We start from the raw sequence: 13,870 nt of genomic DNA on the forward strand, positions 1-13,870 counted from the left end.
CAGGCAGCACACACACCGCCATCCAGGCACCGGCGACGCCGGAAGCTGCGCGGAACGAACGGAGGAGGGCAGGGCAACGCATGACCCAGAGTTTAGTTGTTTACATAGCGCCGTACCCGGGAAGCAAGCACGCTGTTCGGATGCCGGCGAAGAAACGCCGCGGCGCGCTGCGAGGCAGCGTCGGAGCGGCCGCTCTTCGCGAGCGCGTCGATCCGCAGGACCTCGGCCTCGAGGCTCAGCCGCCCGCGCGGATGCGCCCTGGAGTAGGCGTCCAGGAGCGAGAGCGCGCCTCGCGCGTTCCCGCTCGCGAGCATCGTGCGCGCCGCGTCCAGCGCGCCGAGCTCCGCCTCCAGGGCGGCGCCCGTACCGGACGGCTTCGGATCGAGCTTCGTGGCCGCAGCGCTGCTGCCACCCGCAAGCGCCGGTGCCATCGTCTCCTCCGCGAGAGCCTCCACCGGCGCTGGCTCCGAGGCAGGCGCCTGCACAGGCCGCACCGCCATCTGCGCGACCGGGGCGGCGAGCGCGGCGCCGAAGCGGTGCGCCGCGGTGACGTCCGGCGCGTCTTGCCCGCGCCAGGCGAGGTAGCCCGCGGGGATGCCGGCGAGCATGCCCACCGTCGAGAGCGCGACGAGGATCTTGGTCCAGCCGAGCTTCACGGCGAGCGACGAGGACGTAGCGGACACCCCTGCCGCGGAGAGCGCCGCAGGCGCCGCCACGCTGGCCGTCAGGGCGGCAGCGCCGGCGAGTCCCAGCGCGGCCAGCGTCTTCGCGCGCGTCTCCGGTGACGTGGGATACGACGCGCCTGCGTTCAGCAGCGCGCGTTCGAGCGGGTTGTCGCTCTCCTCCAGTAGGCGACGTGGTTCCATCATCGTCTCACCTCGCTCGTCGAAACGAGCTCCAGCGCGCGGACGCGCTCACGAAAATCGGCCCTGGCCCTTCGCAGCCGAGAGGCCACGGTGCCCTGCGGGATCCCCAGCACGCCGGCGATCTCCACCATGCTCATCTCCTCGAACTCGTACAGCACGAACACGGTCCGCAGATCGGACTCCATCTGGTCGAGGACCTGATCGAGCATCTGTCGCGCGTGTTTCTGGCTGGTGAGCTGCTCGGGTGTCGCAGCGTCCACAACCTCCGGCGGCTCGGCCGCGGGGAACTCTCGCCGGCGCGCGGCGCTGCGGCGCGCGTGGGCGGCTACGTGAAGCGCGGTCTGGAGAAGAAAGCTCTTCTCGGCGCCCGGCCGGACGTCGTCCAGCCGCTGCGCGGCGGCGATGAAGGTGCGCTGCACCGCATCGTCGATCTCGGCAGCAGGGGTCCCCGCGTTGCGGAGCACCCGACCGATGAAGTCAAGATGAGCATCCACCATCCGTCGCAGGCGCGCGTCCCGCTGCTTCACGTTGGCCGCCGGTGGAGCCACGCTCGCCGGCTCGCTGTCAGGCAAAGCAGGCGATGTCATGACGTCGGCAACCATACTCACCGCGAGGCGAGGCATGAGACCAGTGAAGAATGGACTCTACCGGGAAGCAATGGGCGACAGCCAGAGCGGAACATTGTCCTCGGGTCGGGGAGGGCAGCGTGCCTGCGGCCCAGCTTCCGGATGCCGTCCATGGGTCATAATTCCCAGCGCGAGTCGGAGTGATCACAGAATCCTGGCTTAGAAGTTGTGCACGATTCCAACGCCAACGAGCGGCGAGATCACCGGCGTCTCGCCGACGGTTTCTGCAGACCACCCCATGGTGAACCGCCGGTGAACGAGCGGCACGAGGACGCCGGCCTCGAGCTCGAGGGTGGTGCCCCCGCCGAGGAGCGCAGCGGCGCGCGCGAAGCCTCCCGCGCTCCACCACGATCGCACGGCGGACTCCGGGTTCGAGATACCTCGTCCCGTCGCCGCGAGCCAGCCGCCGGCGGCGACGACGCACGGCTCTGCGCTGACGATAGGGCCGAGCTGCCAGCGCACCGGGCACGCGGAGAGGGCCGCGGCCGCCCACTGGATGAGGGCGTCGCCGCCCGACAGCAGGTCGTTCCGCGCGTACATCAGCGAGAGGCCGAACGAAGGGCTCAACGGGCCCTCGACGTGCGGGGTCACCCGCGCACCGAGGGCGGCGCCCAGGCTCGCATGAGGTGCGACAACCTGGGTCACCACCACGTGCGCGCCGAGCGCGAACTTGAGCGGAGGCGCCTCTCGCGGGGCGGGCGGCGGCGCAGGGGGGACAGCGGGCGGCGGCGCAGGGGGAGCGAGGGGCGCGGTCACCTCGACCACCTCGTCGAGCGCGATCGCCGCGGTGAGCGAGAGCGCCTGGACCACGACGTCGCACGACGTGGCATCGACGATCCGCGTGTCGGTCTCGCCGCCTGCGTGAACGACGCGCAGCTCGCCGTGGACCCCGGCCCCGCCGCGGCTCAACCGGACGCGGACACCCCAGCCGTCCTCTCCGTCAGCCGCGAGGCGCACGCGGTCCGACCGGGCACGGAGGCCCTCGTAGAACTGGTCGGCGGTCGAGCAGTCCGCCGGGGCATCGAAGTCGATGCGAATGGGGATCGGCGCCGGCGCCGCGGTGGCCGAGGACCAGCCGAGGACGACGAGCTCGATGAGCGAGATGCCGTCACCGGAAGCCACGGGCCCGAAGGTGCCACGAACCGTTCGTGAACCGCCAGATGGTCATGCACCCAGCAGATGTGCAGCGTGCAAAAATCCAGGGGTGGGGGCGACGCAGCGCGGTGGCGGCGCGCACACACAGGCGCGGTGAGCTACCTCATCGCGCGAACGTGAGGTCGAGCTCACGCTCCTCGGAGGCGAGCGAGCACCTCGCGCAGCGATCCGAGCTCCGCGTCCGCGCCGGTGAAGTCCGACGGCGCCGTGAGCGGCGACGGGACGACCCAGCACGTCAGGCCCGCGGCCTTGGCCGACCGGAGCCCGCGCTCGGAGTCCTCGATCACGAGGACATCGCGCGCCGCGAGCCCCAGCCGCTCGCAGGCGATCCGGTACGGCTCGGGATCCGGCTTGGCGCGCGCATACTGATCCCGCGTGAGCGCGAACTCGAACCACCGCAGGAGGCCCGTCGCCGCGTGCGCTCGGTGGAACGGCTCGGGCTTGCTGCTCGTGACGATCGCCATACGAAAGCGCGCGGCGAGCTCCGTGACGACCTCTCGCACGCCCGGCAACAGCGTGTCTCCGCCCGCGACGAGCTCGAGGTACCGGCGATCCCGCTCGTCGGCCAGCCGCCGCACGCCCGCCTCGTCGACCCCGCGAGCGCTGGCGAGGTGCCAGGCGCCGCGCGCCTCGACGAGGAACAGCTGGCGATAGTCGTCGATGGTGAGATCGACGCCGGCCGACGCGATCGTCTCGCGCGTCGCCTGGAAGTAAAGCCCTTCGGTGTCGACGAGGACTCCATCGTTGTCCCAGAGGATGGCCTTGAACACGCGGCGCCTTCGTAGCGCCGCCCCTCGATGCCGGCAAGCGAGCCCGGCGGCAGCGAGCGCCGCGCTCGGCCTCTCATCGGAAGGACGCGCGCACGCGAGCGCCAGGCCGGCGCCACGCTCGGCCTCTCATCGGAAGGACGCGCGCACGCGAGCGCCAGGCCGGCGCCACGCTCGGCCTCTCATCGGAAGGACGCGCGCACGCGAGCGCCAGGCCGGCGCGATTCACGTCGTGGACGCCCGCAGCGGCCACCCATCCGCCGGAACCAGCAAGGGTCCCAGCCGAACGCGTCGACGGTTTCCCCGCCTGTCGGTGGGGGAGGCAACCCAGAGGCGACCGAGAGACAAACCGACGAGGCGGCGAGACGAGACCAGACGAGACGCGGAGAAGCCGAGACATAAGCGCTCGCGAAGTACAAAGTTCGTGACTGCGCCACGAGAGATGGTGCTAGCCTCGGTCAAGGCGGATGACACCAACACATCCACCGAGGCGGTGCTCCCATGGGTGACAAATCTCCGAAGGCCAAAGAGCGACAGAAGAAGCAGGACACGGCGGATAAGAACCAGAAGAAGGCAGCCGCGACCGCCAAGGCGTCGCCTGCTCCGGCCGCGCCCGCCAAGAAGGGCAAGTAGCCGGACCGAGCGGGGCCGCGCTCGGCGCGGTTCACACCCCGCTTCGACAAAGCTCCCCACGCGCCTCTCCCGTGGCTCGGCGCGCGCGTCGCTCGGCGCCGGGCCACGGACGAGCCTGATTTCTTCCACCGCAGCATCTTCCTGGCGCGGCGGCCTCGCGCTAGAGAAGGCCGAGCCGTGCGACCCACCCCGCTCCAAGCCGTCGCGCCGCCGCTCGCCGCGCTCGTGATCCTTCTCGCGCTCTGGGAGGCGCTCGCCCGAGCGCTCAGCGTCCCTGCCTACCTCCTGCCGCCCCCCTCGGACGTGGCGCGGGCGGGCGCGGTGAACGCCGCCACCCTGCTCGCCGGCACCGTCACGACGGCGAAGGCCGCGCTCGCGGGCTTCTTCCTCAGCGCCGCGGTCGGCGTGCTCGCCGCCATCACGCTCGCCTCGTCGCGCCCGCTCGAGAGGGCGCTCTATCCCTATACCGTCTTCCTGCAGACCGTCCCGATCGTCGCCATTGCCCCGCTGCTCGTGCTCTGGTGCGGCCCCGGCCTGCGCGCGGTCGCGGTCTCGGCGTTCATCGTCTCCGTGTTCCCGGTCATCGCGAACACGCTCGCGGGCCTGCGCTCCGTCGAGCCCGCGCTGCGGGATCTCTTCCGGCTCTACGGGGCGAGCCGCTTCGCCACGCTCCGCAAGCTCGAGCTGCCCTCGGCGCTCCCCCACCTCGTGACGGGGCTCCGGATCGCGGCGGGCCTCGCCGTCATCGGCGCGATCGTCGGGGAGTTCGTCGCCGGCTTCTCGGAGGACGCCGCCGGCCTGGGCATCCTGGTCCTCTCCGCCTACCGCCAGCTGCGCACGGATCTGCTCTTCGCCGCCGTGCTGCTCGCCTCCGGGCTCGGCCTCGCGCTGTTCGGCGCCGTCGACCTCGCCGGCAGGCGGCTCTTGCGGCGCTGGCATCCTTCGGAGATCAATCGCTGATGCACTTCCCCGACAGCCGCCGGTTGTTCCTGCGACGCCTCGCCTCCCTCGCCGCCGTCCCCCTCCTCGCCCCCGCGTGCTCGCGCTCGCAGTCGCCGGAAGGCGACGGGCGCGCCTCGTCCGCGTCCCCGCAAGGAAGCGCGCCGGCCGCGCCTTCGCAGAGCGCGCCGGCCGCGCCCGCCGCGGCTGCCCCCGACGCGCCGGCCGCGAAGGTGAAGCTCGCCCTCAACTGGGTCCCGGAGCCCGAGTTCGGCGGGTTCTACGCCGCGCGCGAGTCGGGCGCGTTCGCCAAGGAGGGGCTCGATGTCGAGATTCTCGGCGGCGGCGCCGGCGTGCCGGTCGTCCAGATGGTGGCCGGCGGGCAGGTGGATTTCGGCATCTCCGGCGCCGACGAGGTGCTCACCGCCCGCGCCCGCGGCGCGGACGTGCTCCCCCTCTTCGCCGTGTTCCAGACCTCGCCGCAGGCCATCATGACCCACGAGAGCCGCGGCGCGAAGAGCATCGCCGACATCCTCAAGTCGGGCACGCTCGCGATCGAGCCGGGGCTGCCTTACGCCGCGTACCTCAAGAAGAAGTACGGGTTCAACAAGGTGAAGGTCGTGCCGTACGACGGCGGCGTCGCCCGCTTCGTCGCCGACAAGGACTTCTCCCAGCAGTGCTTCATCACCGCCGAGCCGATCGCGGCCAAGCGCAAGGGGAGCGATCCCGCCGCGTTCCTGGTGGCCAGCGAGGGGTTCAACCCGTACGTCGTGGTCGTGATCACGCGCGCAGCCCTCTGGAAGGAGAACCCGGAGCGCGTCCGCGCGTTCGTCCGCGCGACGCGCGAGGGCTGGCGCACATACCTCCAAGATCCGACGCGGTCCAACGAGATCATGGCCAAGCTCAACACCTCGATGGACGCGGAGACCTTCGTCGCCGCGGCCGAGGCGCAGCGGCCGCTGATCGAGACCACCGAGACCAAGGAGAAGGGCCTCGGCGTGATGACCAGCGAGCGCTGGGAGACGCTCGCGAAGCAGCTCGTGGACCTCGGCGTGCTCGAGAAGGCGCCGCCGATCGACGAGGTGCTCGTCGCGACGCGCTGAGCGGCGCGACGCGCTGAGCGGCGCGACGGGCGCCCCGCGCGCGGCGCGCGGCGAGAGATCTCTGCGCGCGACTTCGTCTAGAATGTCGCACGCCGCGCCTCGTGGCGCAGCCGCGCCTCAACGCAAGGGAAGAACGCCCTCCATGGCTTCCACGCATCGACCTCGGGCCAGCCGGCTCCCGTTCGCCTTGCTGCCCCTCGCGGCGGCGTACATGCCTGCCGCCGTCGCCATCGCCTTTGCCGCGTGCGGCGACGAGTTCACGGCGCGCCCGCCCGACGCGTCGACGAGCTCGAGCACCGGCGGAGGGAGCGGCGGGAGCGGCGGGAGCGGCGGTGGGTGTCCTGGAGGCGGCATGGTCTGCGGTGACGCATGCGTCGACCCGATGACGGACGCGCAGCACTGCGGCGCGTGCGACGTCGCCTGCCCGACCTTCGGCGGCGAGCCGACCTGCCAGGACGGCGTCTGCCAGTCGCCAGCGTGCGAGGAGAACCGCGGCAACTGCGACAAGGACCCCGAGAACGCCTGCGAGGTGGACCTCCTCACGAGCACCGCGCACTGCGGCAGGTGCGACAAGCCCTGCGGCGGCCAGTGCGTACGGGGCGTTTGCGTCGTGCCCACGCACATCGCGGCCGGCACGGATTACACGTGCGCGGTGCTCAGCGACAGCTCGGTCTGGTGCTGGGGCAGCAACACCTGGGGCAACCTCGGCGACGGGACGCTGCAGCAGGATCGACCGATCCCGAGGCCGGTCATGGGCCTCAGCGGCGCCGCCAGGGTCGCGGCGAGCATCTCGTCGGGGCGCGCGCACACCTGCGCGGTGCTGACCGACGGCGCGGTGGCGTGCTGGGGCGCGGGCAACAGCGGACAGCTCGGCGACGGCGAGGCGACGAACTCCCCTTCCCCCGTGCGCGCCAAGGAGCTCGCGGGCGCGACCCAGGTCGCCGTCGGCGGGACCCATACCTGCGCGGTGACGGCGTCGCACGAGCTCTACTGCTGGGGCGAGGGCAGCTCCGGCCAGCTGGGCTACGGCGACGAGGTCGATCGGGTCGAGCCCACCGTGATGCTGGACGGCGTGGACTCCGTGAGCGCCGGCCTCTCGCACACCTGCGCGGGCATGATCGAGCGGATGGGCGAGCGCACGATGAACTGCTGGGGCTACAACGAGAGCGGCCAGCTCGGCCTCGGCAACTTCAACCAGCAGAGCACCCCGCAGCCCGTCGCGGGCCTCACCAGCGTCGCGCTCACGGCCGCGGGCGCCTTGCACACGTGCGCCGCGCCGGCGCGCGGCGTGGCCTCCTGCTGGGGCAAGGGAGAGCAGTTCCGCCTCGGGACTGGCGTCGTGAACCCTGAGGCGAATCCCCGGAAGATCTCGGACCTCGTGGACGTGACCCGGATCTCGCTCGGCGCGAGGCACTCCGGCGCGGTGCTGGCGGGCGGCGAGGTGCTCATGTGGGGCGACAACGCGAAGGGGCAGCTCGGCAACGGCACGCAGGATCCGGGGCTCCTTCCGGAGCCGCTCGCGCTGACCGACGTGGTCGAGCTGGCCCTCGGCGATGACCACAGCTGCGCGCTCAAGCGCACGGGCGAGATGCTCTGCTGGGGTGACAACAGCAACGGCGAGCTGGGCGACGGGACCGTCGAGCCCCGGCTCGTGCCGACGCGCGTCGCCTGGCCGACGCAGCCTTAGCGCGACACCTCGACCGCGGGGACCGCCGCGCGCCAGATGCTGAATGGCCTTCGGGAACATTCGGCAGCATTCACCGACATGCGGCCAGGACGCGTTCTCCGCCCGTTGCACACATCTGTCGCCACGTGCACTACGTAAATAACGTGGATTGACGTGGATTGACGTGAACCGACGTGGACTGACGTGAACTGACGTGAACCGACGTGGACTGACGTGAACCAACGTGGACTGACGTGACCGCGCTGTGCAGGCAGGGCGCAAGCGCGCAACTACGCGGACACACATGTGAAACATGACGCGGGCGACGCGGGCGACGCGGGGCCGGTCAGCCAGGCAGCTGCCTCCCTGATATTTCATGAACCGAAGAATTTCGACTCGACAGCCAATCAGCTCAACCGCATATACTCCAGCTATCATGGCCGCGTCCTCAGCCTGACAAAGCCAGGCAATTTGCACTTTGGCTTCTGGACGCGACCTATTTCGACAACTCCGGTCCGGCAACCATGGACCCCTGGAGGTCACATGTCGCAATCCGTCACGTCAAAATTATCGCACTCCAACGGAAAATGGTTGGCTTGCGGCGCGCTGGCGCTCCTCTCCGCGGTGTCGCCGCTGATACCGGGTCCGGCGCTGGCGCAGGGGGGATGCTACGGCGAGATCAAGACGTTCGCGACGGTTCCGGCGGCTCCGGGGTTCCCCGAAGGCATCGCGGTCCATGGGAATCGGGTCTACGTCTCCGGCCCAGCGACGTTCGGCACCGCAGGTCAAGGCCCGTCGACCATCGACGTATTCGACAGGGACAGCAAAGTCCACAAGAACACGATCGAGGTGGCGGGCGAGGCGCTCGCCGACGAGCACGCGCTGAGCTGCATCGCCGTCGACGACGATGGCCGGGTCTACGCGCTCAGCACGCAGCTCGGCCTCCTGCGCTTCACGAAGACTGGACACGGATATGTTCAGGAGAGCTACGGCGATCCGCTGCCGGATCTGCCGGCGTGCGTGATGGCCGCGCCGGGAGAGGCGTGCTCGCCGACGCCCTTCCCGACGCCGCCGATACCGAACGATATCGCCTTCGACGAGGAGGGGTACGCGTATGTGACCGACTCGCTGCAGGCGACGATCTTCCGCTACCCGCCCGGGGGCGGCGCGCCGGAGATCTGGTTCCAGAGCTCCGCCCTCGTCGGCAGCGGCGACCTGCCGATCGGCGTGAACGGGATCCGGCTCGATCCGGAGCGGGAGCACGTCTATTTCTCGGTGACGTTCTCCCCGTCGGACACGAGCCTGGGGTCCATCTACCGGCTCCCCCTCGTCGAAGCCCCCGAAGAGGCCGATCTGGAGCTGGTCCACGACTACGATGCTGGCGAGGCGCCCGACGGGTTCGCGTTCGGCAAGTCGGGGAAGCTCTATGTCACGCTCGCGGCGGCCAACGCAATCTCGGTGCTCGACGAGGACGGGGTCGAGGAATCGCGCATCGAGAGCGCACCAGGGGACGAGATTCCCCTCGACGCCCCCGCCAACGTGGCCTTCAACGACCCGGCGCAGACGCTGCTCATCGTGAATCACGCGAGCTTCACCAGGAACCCCGCGCACTTCGGGGTGCTGAGGGTCTGGGTCGGCGACAAGGCCGATCCGCTCGAGAAGCCGTCGCTCCCTTGAGACGAGACCAGGGTTCCGGCCGGCGCCCTCGCCTCAGGCGAGGCCCCCGCGCCGGCGCACGATCCAGTGCGCGCCGAGCGCCGCGGCCGCCGCCAGCGTCCAGGCCCAGGGGGGCAGGAGCGGCGCGACGTGGCGCTCGGCCGCCACCTGCGTCGCCGCAGGCAGCGACAGCGAGCCGGCGCCCGACGGGAGCACCGACGCGCCGCCCGTCGCGCGGGCGATCTCCTCCAGGCGGGCGACGTCGGGGCGGGGATCGGCCCACTCGTCGCCGCCGCGCTCGCACGCGAAGTCGCGCCGCGTCGTCGCCCGCTTCTGGTCACCCCCGTCGCCAGCGGCGCCTTCCGGGACGATCTCCACCGTGGCCGAATAACCCCCGGATTCGAGGCGACCGGCGGCGAGCTCGACCGGCTCGCCGCCCTCGCCGATCGGCGCGGTCAACGTCTTCACGACCGCGCCGCTGCCGAGGCGCGCGATGGTCACCCTGGCCTCGCCGCGCTGCCCGGCGAGGGGGCGCAGCACGAGCGCCGTCTCCTCGCCCGCGAGGCATCCGCCGCGCGGCTCGATCGCGGCAGGCTCGAAGCGCGGATCGCGCATGAGCCAGCCGAGAAGGGCGTCCCAGAACGCGCCGTGCGCGCGGCCCGCGGAGCTCGAGGCGAACGCGCTGAAGAGCAGGCGGTGGCTGCCGTCGAGCGTCAGCGCGATCGTCCGGCCGCTCTCGTGCTCGCCCAGCGAGAGCACCGGCATCGGCGCGCCCGAGGCCGTCGTGCGGGTCGGGTGCGTCATGAGCACCGTCGCCCCGGGGAGCGGATCGCCGACGACGTTGGTCCCCGGCATCTCCGGCATCTCGTCGCCGATCAGCGCGAGCAGCGGCGCGAGCACCGGCGCCGCGCGGCCCGCGGCGGTGATGCGCGGCACGAAGGCGCCGAGATCCACCTTGGGCGCGCGGCCGATGTCGAGATCCACCGGCAGGACGCGGGCGAGCCGCGTGCGCGCATAGTTGCCCGACACGAAGGCGTTCGGGCCGCCCACCATGATGAGCCCGCCGCCCTTGTCGACATACTGGGCCAGCGCCGGGAGGTGCTTGGTCAGGCCGTACGGCGCGGCGTCGAAGTCCTGCAGGACGACCGCATCGAAGCTCGAGAGGTGGACGCTGAAGAGCTCGTCGACCGGGAACGGGATCAGCGCGAGCTCGTCCGACGACGCGTTCACCTCGTCGCCGGGCGTGCGCAGGATGAAGAAGGCCACGACGTCGACCGAGGCGTCGGCCTTGAGCCACATCCGGAGCGCGCGCACGTCGTACGTCGGCCGGCCCGCCACGTGGAGCACCCGGATGCGGTCGCGCGCGACGTCGAGCGTGATGTACCGGACGTCGTTCTCGGGGAGCTCGTCGCCGTCCGGCGCCTTGATCGACACCTCCAGGATGCGGGTGCCGGCGCGGTCGAGCGTCACGCCGAGCTCGACCGTGCCGACGCCGCCCTCGACGTGCGCCGTGCCCGTGGCGAGCGTCGTGGGCGCGCCCTGCTCGCGCAGCTCGCGGGCCACGACAGGGACGGCGTCGCACGCGAGGCCGCCGCTGCAGCCGATGTCGATGCGGAGCGAGAGCGGCTGGTGGGCGACCGCGGCGCCGGAGGTCCGGACCGCGCGGACGCCGGCGTCGCGCACGGACTCGGTCGCCACCGCGACCGTGTGCACCGGGACGTCGAGCCCCTCCAGCGCTGCCCGCGTCGCCGCGGCGGTGTCGTCGGAGCCCGGGCGGTCGAGCCGGCCATCGGAGACGACGACGAACGCCGACGGCCGCTCGTCGGCGGCGCGGGCGAGCGCCTCGAGCGCGGCGCTGAGGTCCGAGCGGCGCTGCGGCCGGCCTCGCGCGGGCGACGCGGGCGCCGCGGCCGACCCGGGGGCGGCGGCCGGCGCCCCCGCGTCCCTGTCGGCCGCCGGCGCGGCGCCAGCGCTCCCGCCCGGCGCCGGCGCGGCGCCAGCGCCTTCGCCTGCCTGCCCGTCGGCCGGCAGCGGCGCCCCTTCGCCGAACACGTAGCGGGAGAGCCGGACGTCGGCGCGCTTCCCGAGCTCCTCGAGCGCGCGCTCGGCGCTGTCGCGGCGGGTCCCCGCGACGCCCGGCAGGTCCATGGATCGGGAGCCGTCGACCAGCACCACGACCTTGGGGCCGACGAGGCTCCCGCGCGACGTGACCGCGACCGGGCGGAGGATGGCGGCGAGCAGGCCGAGCACGGCGAGCGCGCCCGTGAGCGCCGTGCCGAGCGCCGCGCGCGCGGGCGCGGCGCCCACCGCCCCGGCGGCTCGCCCGCGCGCGCGGACGAGCTCGAGCACGAGCAGGCCGAAGCTCAGGGCCGCGACGACGCAGGCGACGGCGACGACCGGCGACGAGAGGTCGCCCGAGGGCGCGAAGCTCCGGGTCACTGCCGCTCCGGGAGCGAGAGAAGCGCGGGAAGCGCGCGAGAAGAGGGAGTCCCGCTCGCAACGCCGGCGTGGGAGAGCGACAGCGCGGGCAGCGAGTCGAGGGCGCGTGGCACGCGCGGAGCCTAGTACATCGTGGCGGAGTGTCCCAGCCCGGCGCCGTTGCTGCGACCTCTCGGGCGACCTCGAACAACGGTGAGCCACCTTGAAACGCCGGGTACGCCGCGCGTAGGCTCGAACCCTTGTGACGATGCGCGAAGAGCTGGACGAGGCCGGGCGGCTCAGGGCAGAGAACACGGCGCTGCGCGCGCGCGTCGAGGCGCTGGAGAAGGCGCTGGCGGAGCGCTCCAACGGTCACGCACAGAGCGCAGCGGCGCCGGAAGGCACGGCAGACGTGGAGGCCCTCGACGCGCTCGAGGGGCTTCCCACGGCGGTGCCGGCGGTGATCCAGTGGCGCCTGGACGGCGCGGTGACGTACTGGAACGACAGCGCCGAGCGCCTCTTCGGCTGGAGCGCGAGCGAGGCCGTCGGCCGCCGGCTGGCCGACCTCGTGGGCGCCGTCCCCGTGTCCGCCGCCGCGGCCCGGACGTTCGACTTCGCCCGGGAGGAGAGCCGCTTCGCCGCGACCACGAGCGAGTGCAGGACGAAGGGAGATCACGCGTTCCTCTGCCGGTGGACCTACGCCGTGCTGCGCGACGGCCGAGGCGACGCGCGCGAGATCGCGGCGCTCGTCGATGACACCAGCGACCGGCAGCGGAGGGAGAAGACGGTGCAGGGGCGATACCAGCTGCTCCTGCAGCTGGTGGACAACGCGCGCAGCTCCATCTTCGTCAAGGACACCGCGGGGCGCTACGTCCTGGCCAACCGCATGCATGCGCAGACGATGCAGAGGCACGTCCTCGAGCTCATCGGCCGGGATGAGTTCGAGCTGGGCGCCCTGGACCCCGCGGCCACCGCGATGATCGTGGCGAAGGAGCGAGAGGTGCTCACCGGCGGGCAGGTCATGCAGTTCGAGGAGGTGGTGCCGATAGGCGGCGTTCAACACCATTTCTTCACGGTCAAATTCCCGATCCACGACGAGCGCGGGACGCCGATAGGCATGGGCGGCATCGTGACCGAGATCACGTCGCTGAAGCGCGCGGAGGCGGAGCGGGCCACGCTGCAGGAGGAGATCATCTTCGCGCAGCAGGCCGCCCTCCGGGAGCTGTCCACGCCGCTCATCCCGCTCGCCGACCGGGTGGTCGCGATGCCGCTCGTCGGGACGATCGACAGCGGGCGCGCGGAGCAGATCATGGAGACGTTGCTCTCCGGCATCAGCAGCCAGGGCGCCCACACGGCGATCCTGGACATCACGGGCGTGCGCGCCGTCGATACGCACGTCGCTGACGCGCTGACGCGCACCGCGCGCGCCGCCCAGCTGCTCGGCACCCGCGTGGTGCTCACCGGCGTCCGCCCGGAGGTGGCGCAGACGCTCGTCACGCTCGGCGTGGATCTCTCCGGGATCACGACGCTGAGCACGCTGCAAAGCGGCATCGCGCACGCCCTCCGCCACGCCAGACGGTAGCTGAGCGCGGCCAGACACCGGAGCTCCTGGCCGCTCAGCCCTCCTGCGTGAGGTACTGGAGGAGCGCGGCCTCATCGCTCGTGATCAGCCGCTCGATGCCGTCATCCCTCGCGAAGCGCTGGATCTGGAGCGCGCCGACGACGCTCTGCACGAGCACGCCGACCCGCCGGAAGCCCCGCAGCCAGTGCGGTCGGAAGCGCTTCATCGTCGCCTCGAACGACGGATCGTTCCTGCCGGGGACGGCGCGGACGTCGACGAAGAGGGCGTGATGGGAGCGGCCCAGCCGGTCGAGGACGCGGATGAGCTCTCCCATCACGGCCTCGATCTCCTCCAGCGACACGAACGGCCTGGAGCTGCGGACGGTCCAGACGACGTGCAGGGACGCGTCGAACAGCACGGTGAAGTGGTCGTCCTGCCAGACCAGCTTCGGCGCAGCGGCGAGGCGACCCGATGTCATCG

General features: G+C 71.9%; 12 protein-coding genes. 6 read left to right on the forward strand and 6 right to left on the reverse strand.

What is annotated here, in order from left to right:
• Positions 1 to 92: 92 nt before the first annotated feature.
• The 4 genes from WME82_RS30160 to WME82_RS30175 form a co-directional block, all read right to left on the reverse strand.
• A complete protein-coding gene (locus WME82_RS30160) occupies positions 93 to 866 on the reverse strand; it encodes a hypothetical protein (protein ID WP_438038136.1) in 774 nt (257 codons plus the stop codon).
• On the reverse strand, positions 866 to 1,453 hold the full coding sequence (locus WME82_RS30165; protein ID WP_437739968.1) for an RNA polymerase sigma factor: 588 nt from the start codon (positions 1,451 to 1,453) through the stop codon (positions 866 to 868). Before WME82_RS30165 ends, WME82_RS30160 begins: the two co-directional genes overlap by 1 nt.
• 198 nt (positions 1,454 to 1,651) lie before the next feature.
• Positions 1,652 to 2,614, reverse strand: coding sequence for a hypothetical protein (locus tag WME82_RS30170; RefSeq protein ID WP_437850686.1), 963 nt, complete (start codon positions 2,612 to 2,614; stop codon positions 1,652 to 1,654).
• Between the two features lie 161 nt (positions 2,615 to 2,775).
• Positions 2,776 to 3,417 (reverse strand): HAD family hydrolase, encoded by a 642-nt coding sequence (locus WME82_RS30175; protein WP_437739970.1) that lies wholly within the window; start codon positions 3,415 to 3,417, stop codon positions 2,776 to 2,778.
• A 498-nt stretch (positions 3,418 to 3,915) separates the two neighbouring features.
• Between WME82_RS30175 and WME82_RS30180 the strand changes: the two genes are divergently transcribed.
• The 5 genes from WME82_RS30180 to WME82_RS30200 all read left to right on the forward strand — a co-directional run bounded on the left by WME82_RS30180 (position 3,916) and on the right by WME82_RS30200 (position 9,432).
• The gene (locus tag WME82_RS30180; RefSeq protein WP_437739971.1) at positions 3,916 to 4,047 is read left to right on the forward strand and encodes a hypothetical protein; all 132 of its coding nucleotides are present in this window, start codon (positions 3,916 to 3,918) and stop codon (positions 4,045 to 4,047) included.
• A gap of 177 nt (positions 4,048 to 4,224) precedes the next feature.
• Entirely contained in the window at positions 4,225 to 5,007 is a 783-nt protein-coding gene (locus WME82_RS30185) for an ABC transporter permease (protein ID WP_438038137.1), read from the forward strand.
• Positions 5,007 to 6,089, forward strand: coding sequence for an ABC transporter substrate-binding protein (locus tag WME82_RS30190; protein ID WP_438038138.1), 1,083 nt, complete (start codon positions 5,007 to 5,009; stop codon positions 6,087 to 6,089). Before WME82_RS30185 ends, WME82_RS30190 begins: the two co-directional genes overlap by 1 nt.
• Positions 6,090 to 6,231: 142 nt before the next feature.
• Positions 6,232 to 7,776, forward strand: a complete 1,545-nt coding sequence (locus WME82_RS30195) for a hypothetical protein (RefSeq protein WP_438038139.1) — start codon at positions 6,232 to 6,234, stop codon at positions 7,774 to 7,776.
• Positions 7,777 to 8,346: 570 nt separating this feature from the next.
• Positions 8,347 to 9,432 (forward strand): SMP-30/gluconolactonase/LRE family protein, encoded by a 1,086-nt coding sequence (locus WME82_RS30200; protein WP_438038140.1) that lies wholly within the window; start codon positions 8,347 to 8,349, stop codon positions 9,430 to 9,432.
• Positions 9,433 to 9,465: 33 nt separating this feature from the next.
• Here WME82_RS30200 and WME82_RS30205 read toward each other — a convergent pair whose 3' ends face one another.
• Positions 9,466 to 11,850, reverse strand: a complete 2,385-nt coding sequence (locus tag WME82_RS30205) for a glutamine amidotransferase (protein WP_438038141.1) — start codon at positions 11,848 to 11,850, stop codon at positions 9,466 to 9,468.
• A gap of 247 nt (positions 11,851 to 12,097) precedes the next feature.
• Between WME82_RS30205 and WME82_RS30210 the strand changes: the two genes are divergently transcribed.
• Positions 12,098 to 13,411 carry a PAS domain-containing protein gene (locus tag WME82_RS30210; protein ID WP_438044947.1) on the forward strand — a complete coding sequence of 438 codons (1,314 nt, stop codon included), beginning with the start codon at positions 12,098 to 12,100 and terminating at the stop codon, positions 13,409 to 13,411.
• 34 nt (positions 13,412 to 13,445) lie between these two features.
• Here WME82_RS30210 and WME82_RS30215 read toward each other — a convergent pair whose 3' ends face one another.
• On the reverse strand, positions 13,446 to 13,868 hold the full coding sequence (locus WME82_RS30215; RefSeq protein WP_438038142.1) for a hypothetical protein: 423 nt from the start codon (positions 13,866 to 13,868) through the stop codon (positions 13,446 to 13,448).
• Positions 13,869 to 13,870 lie beyond the last annotated feature (2 nt).

Source organism: Sorangium sp. So ce128, assembly GCF_051525245.1.
GTDB lineage: Bacteria > Myxococcota_A > Polyangia > Polyangiales > Polyangiaceae > Sorangium > Sorangium cellulosum_B.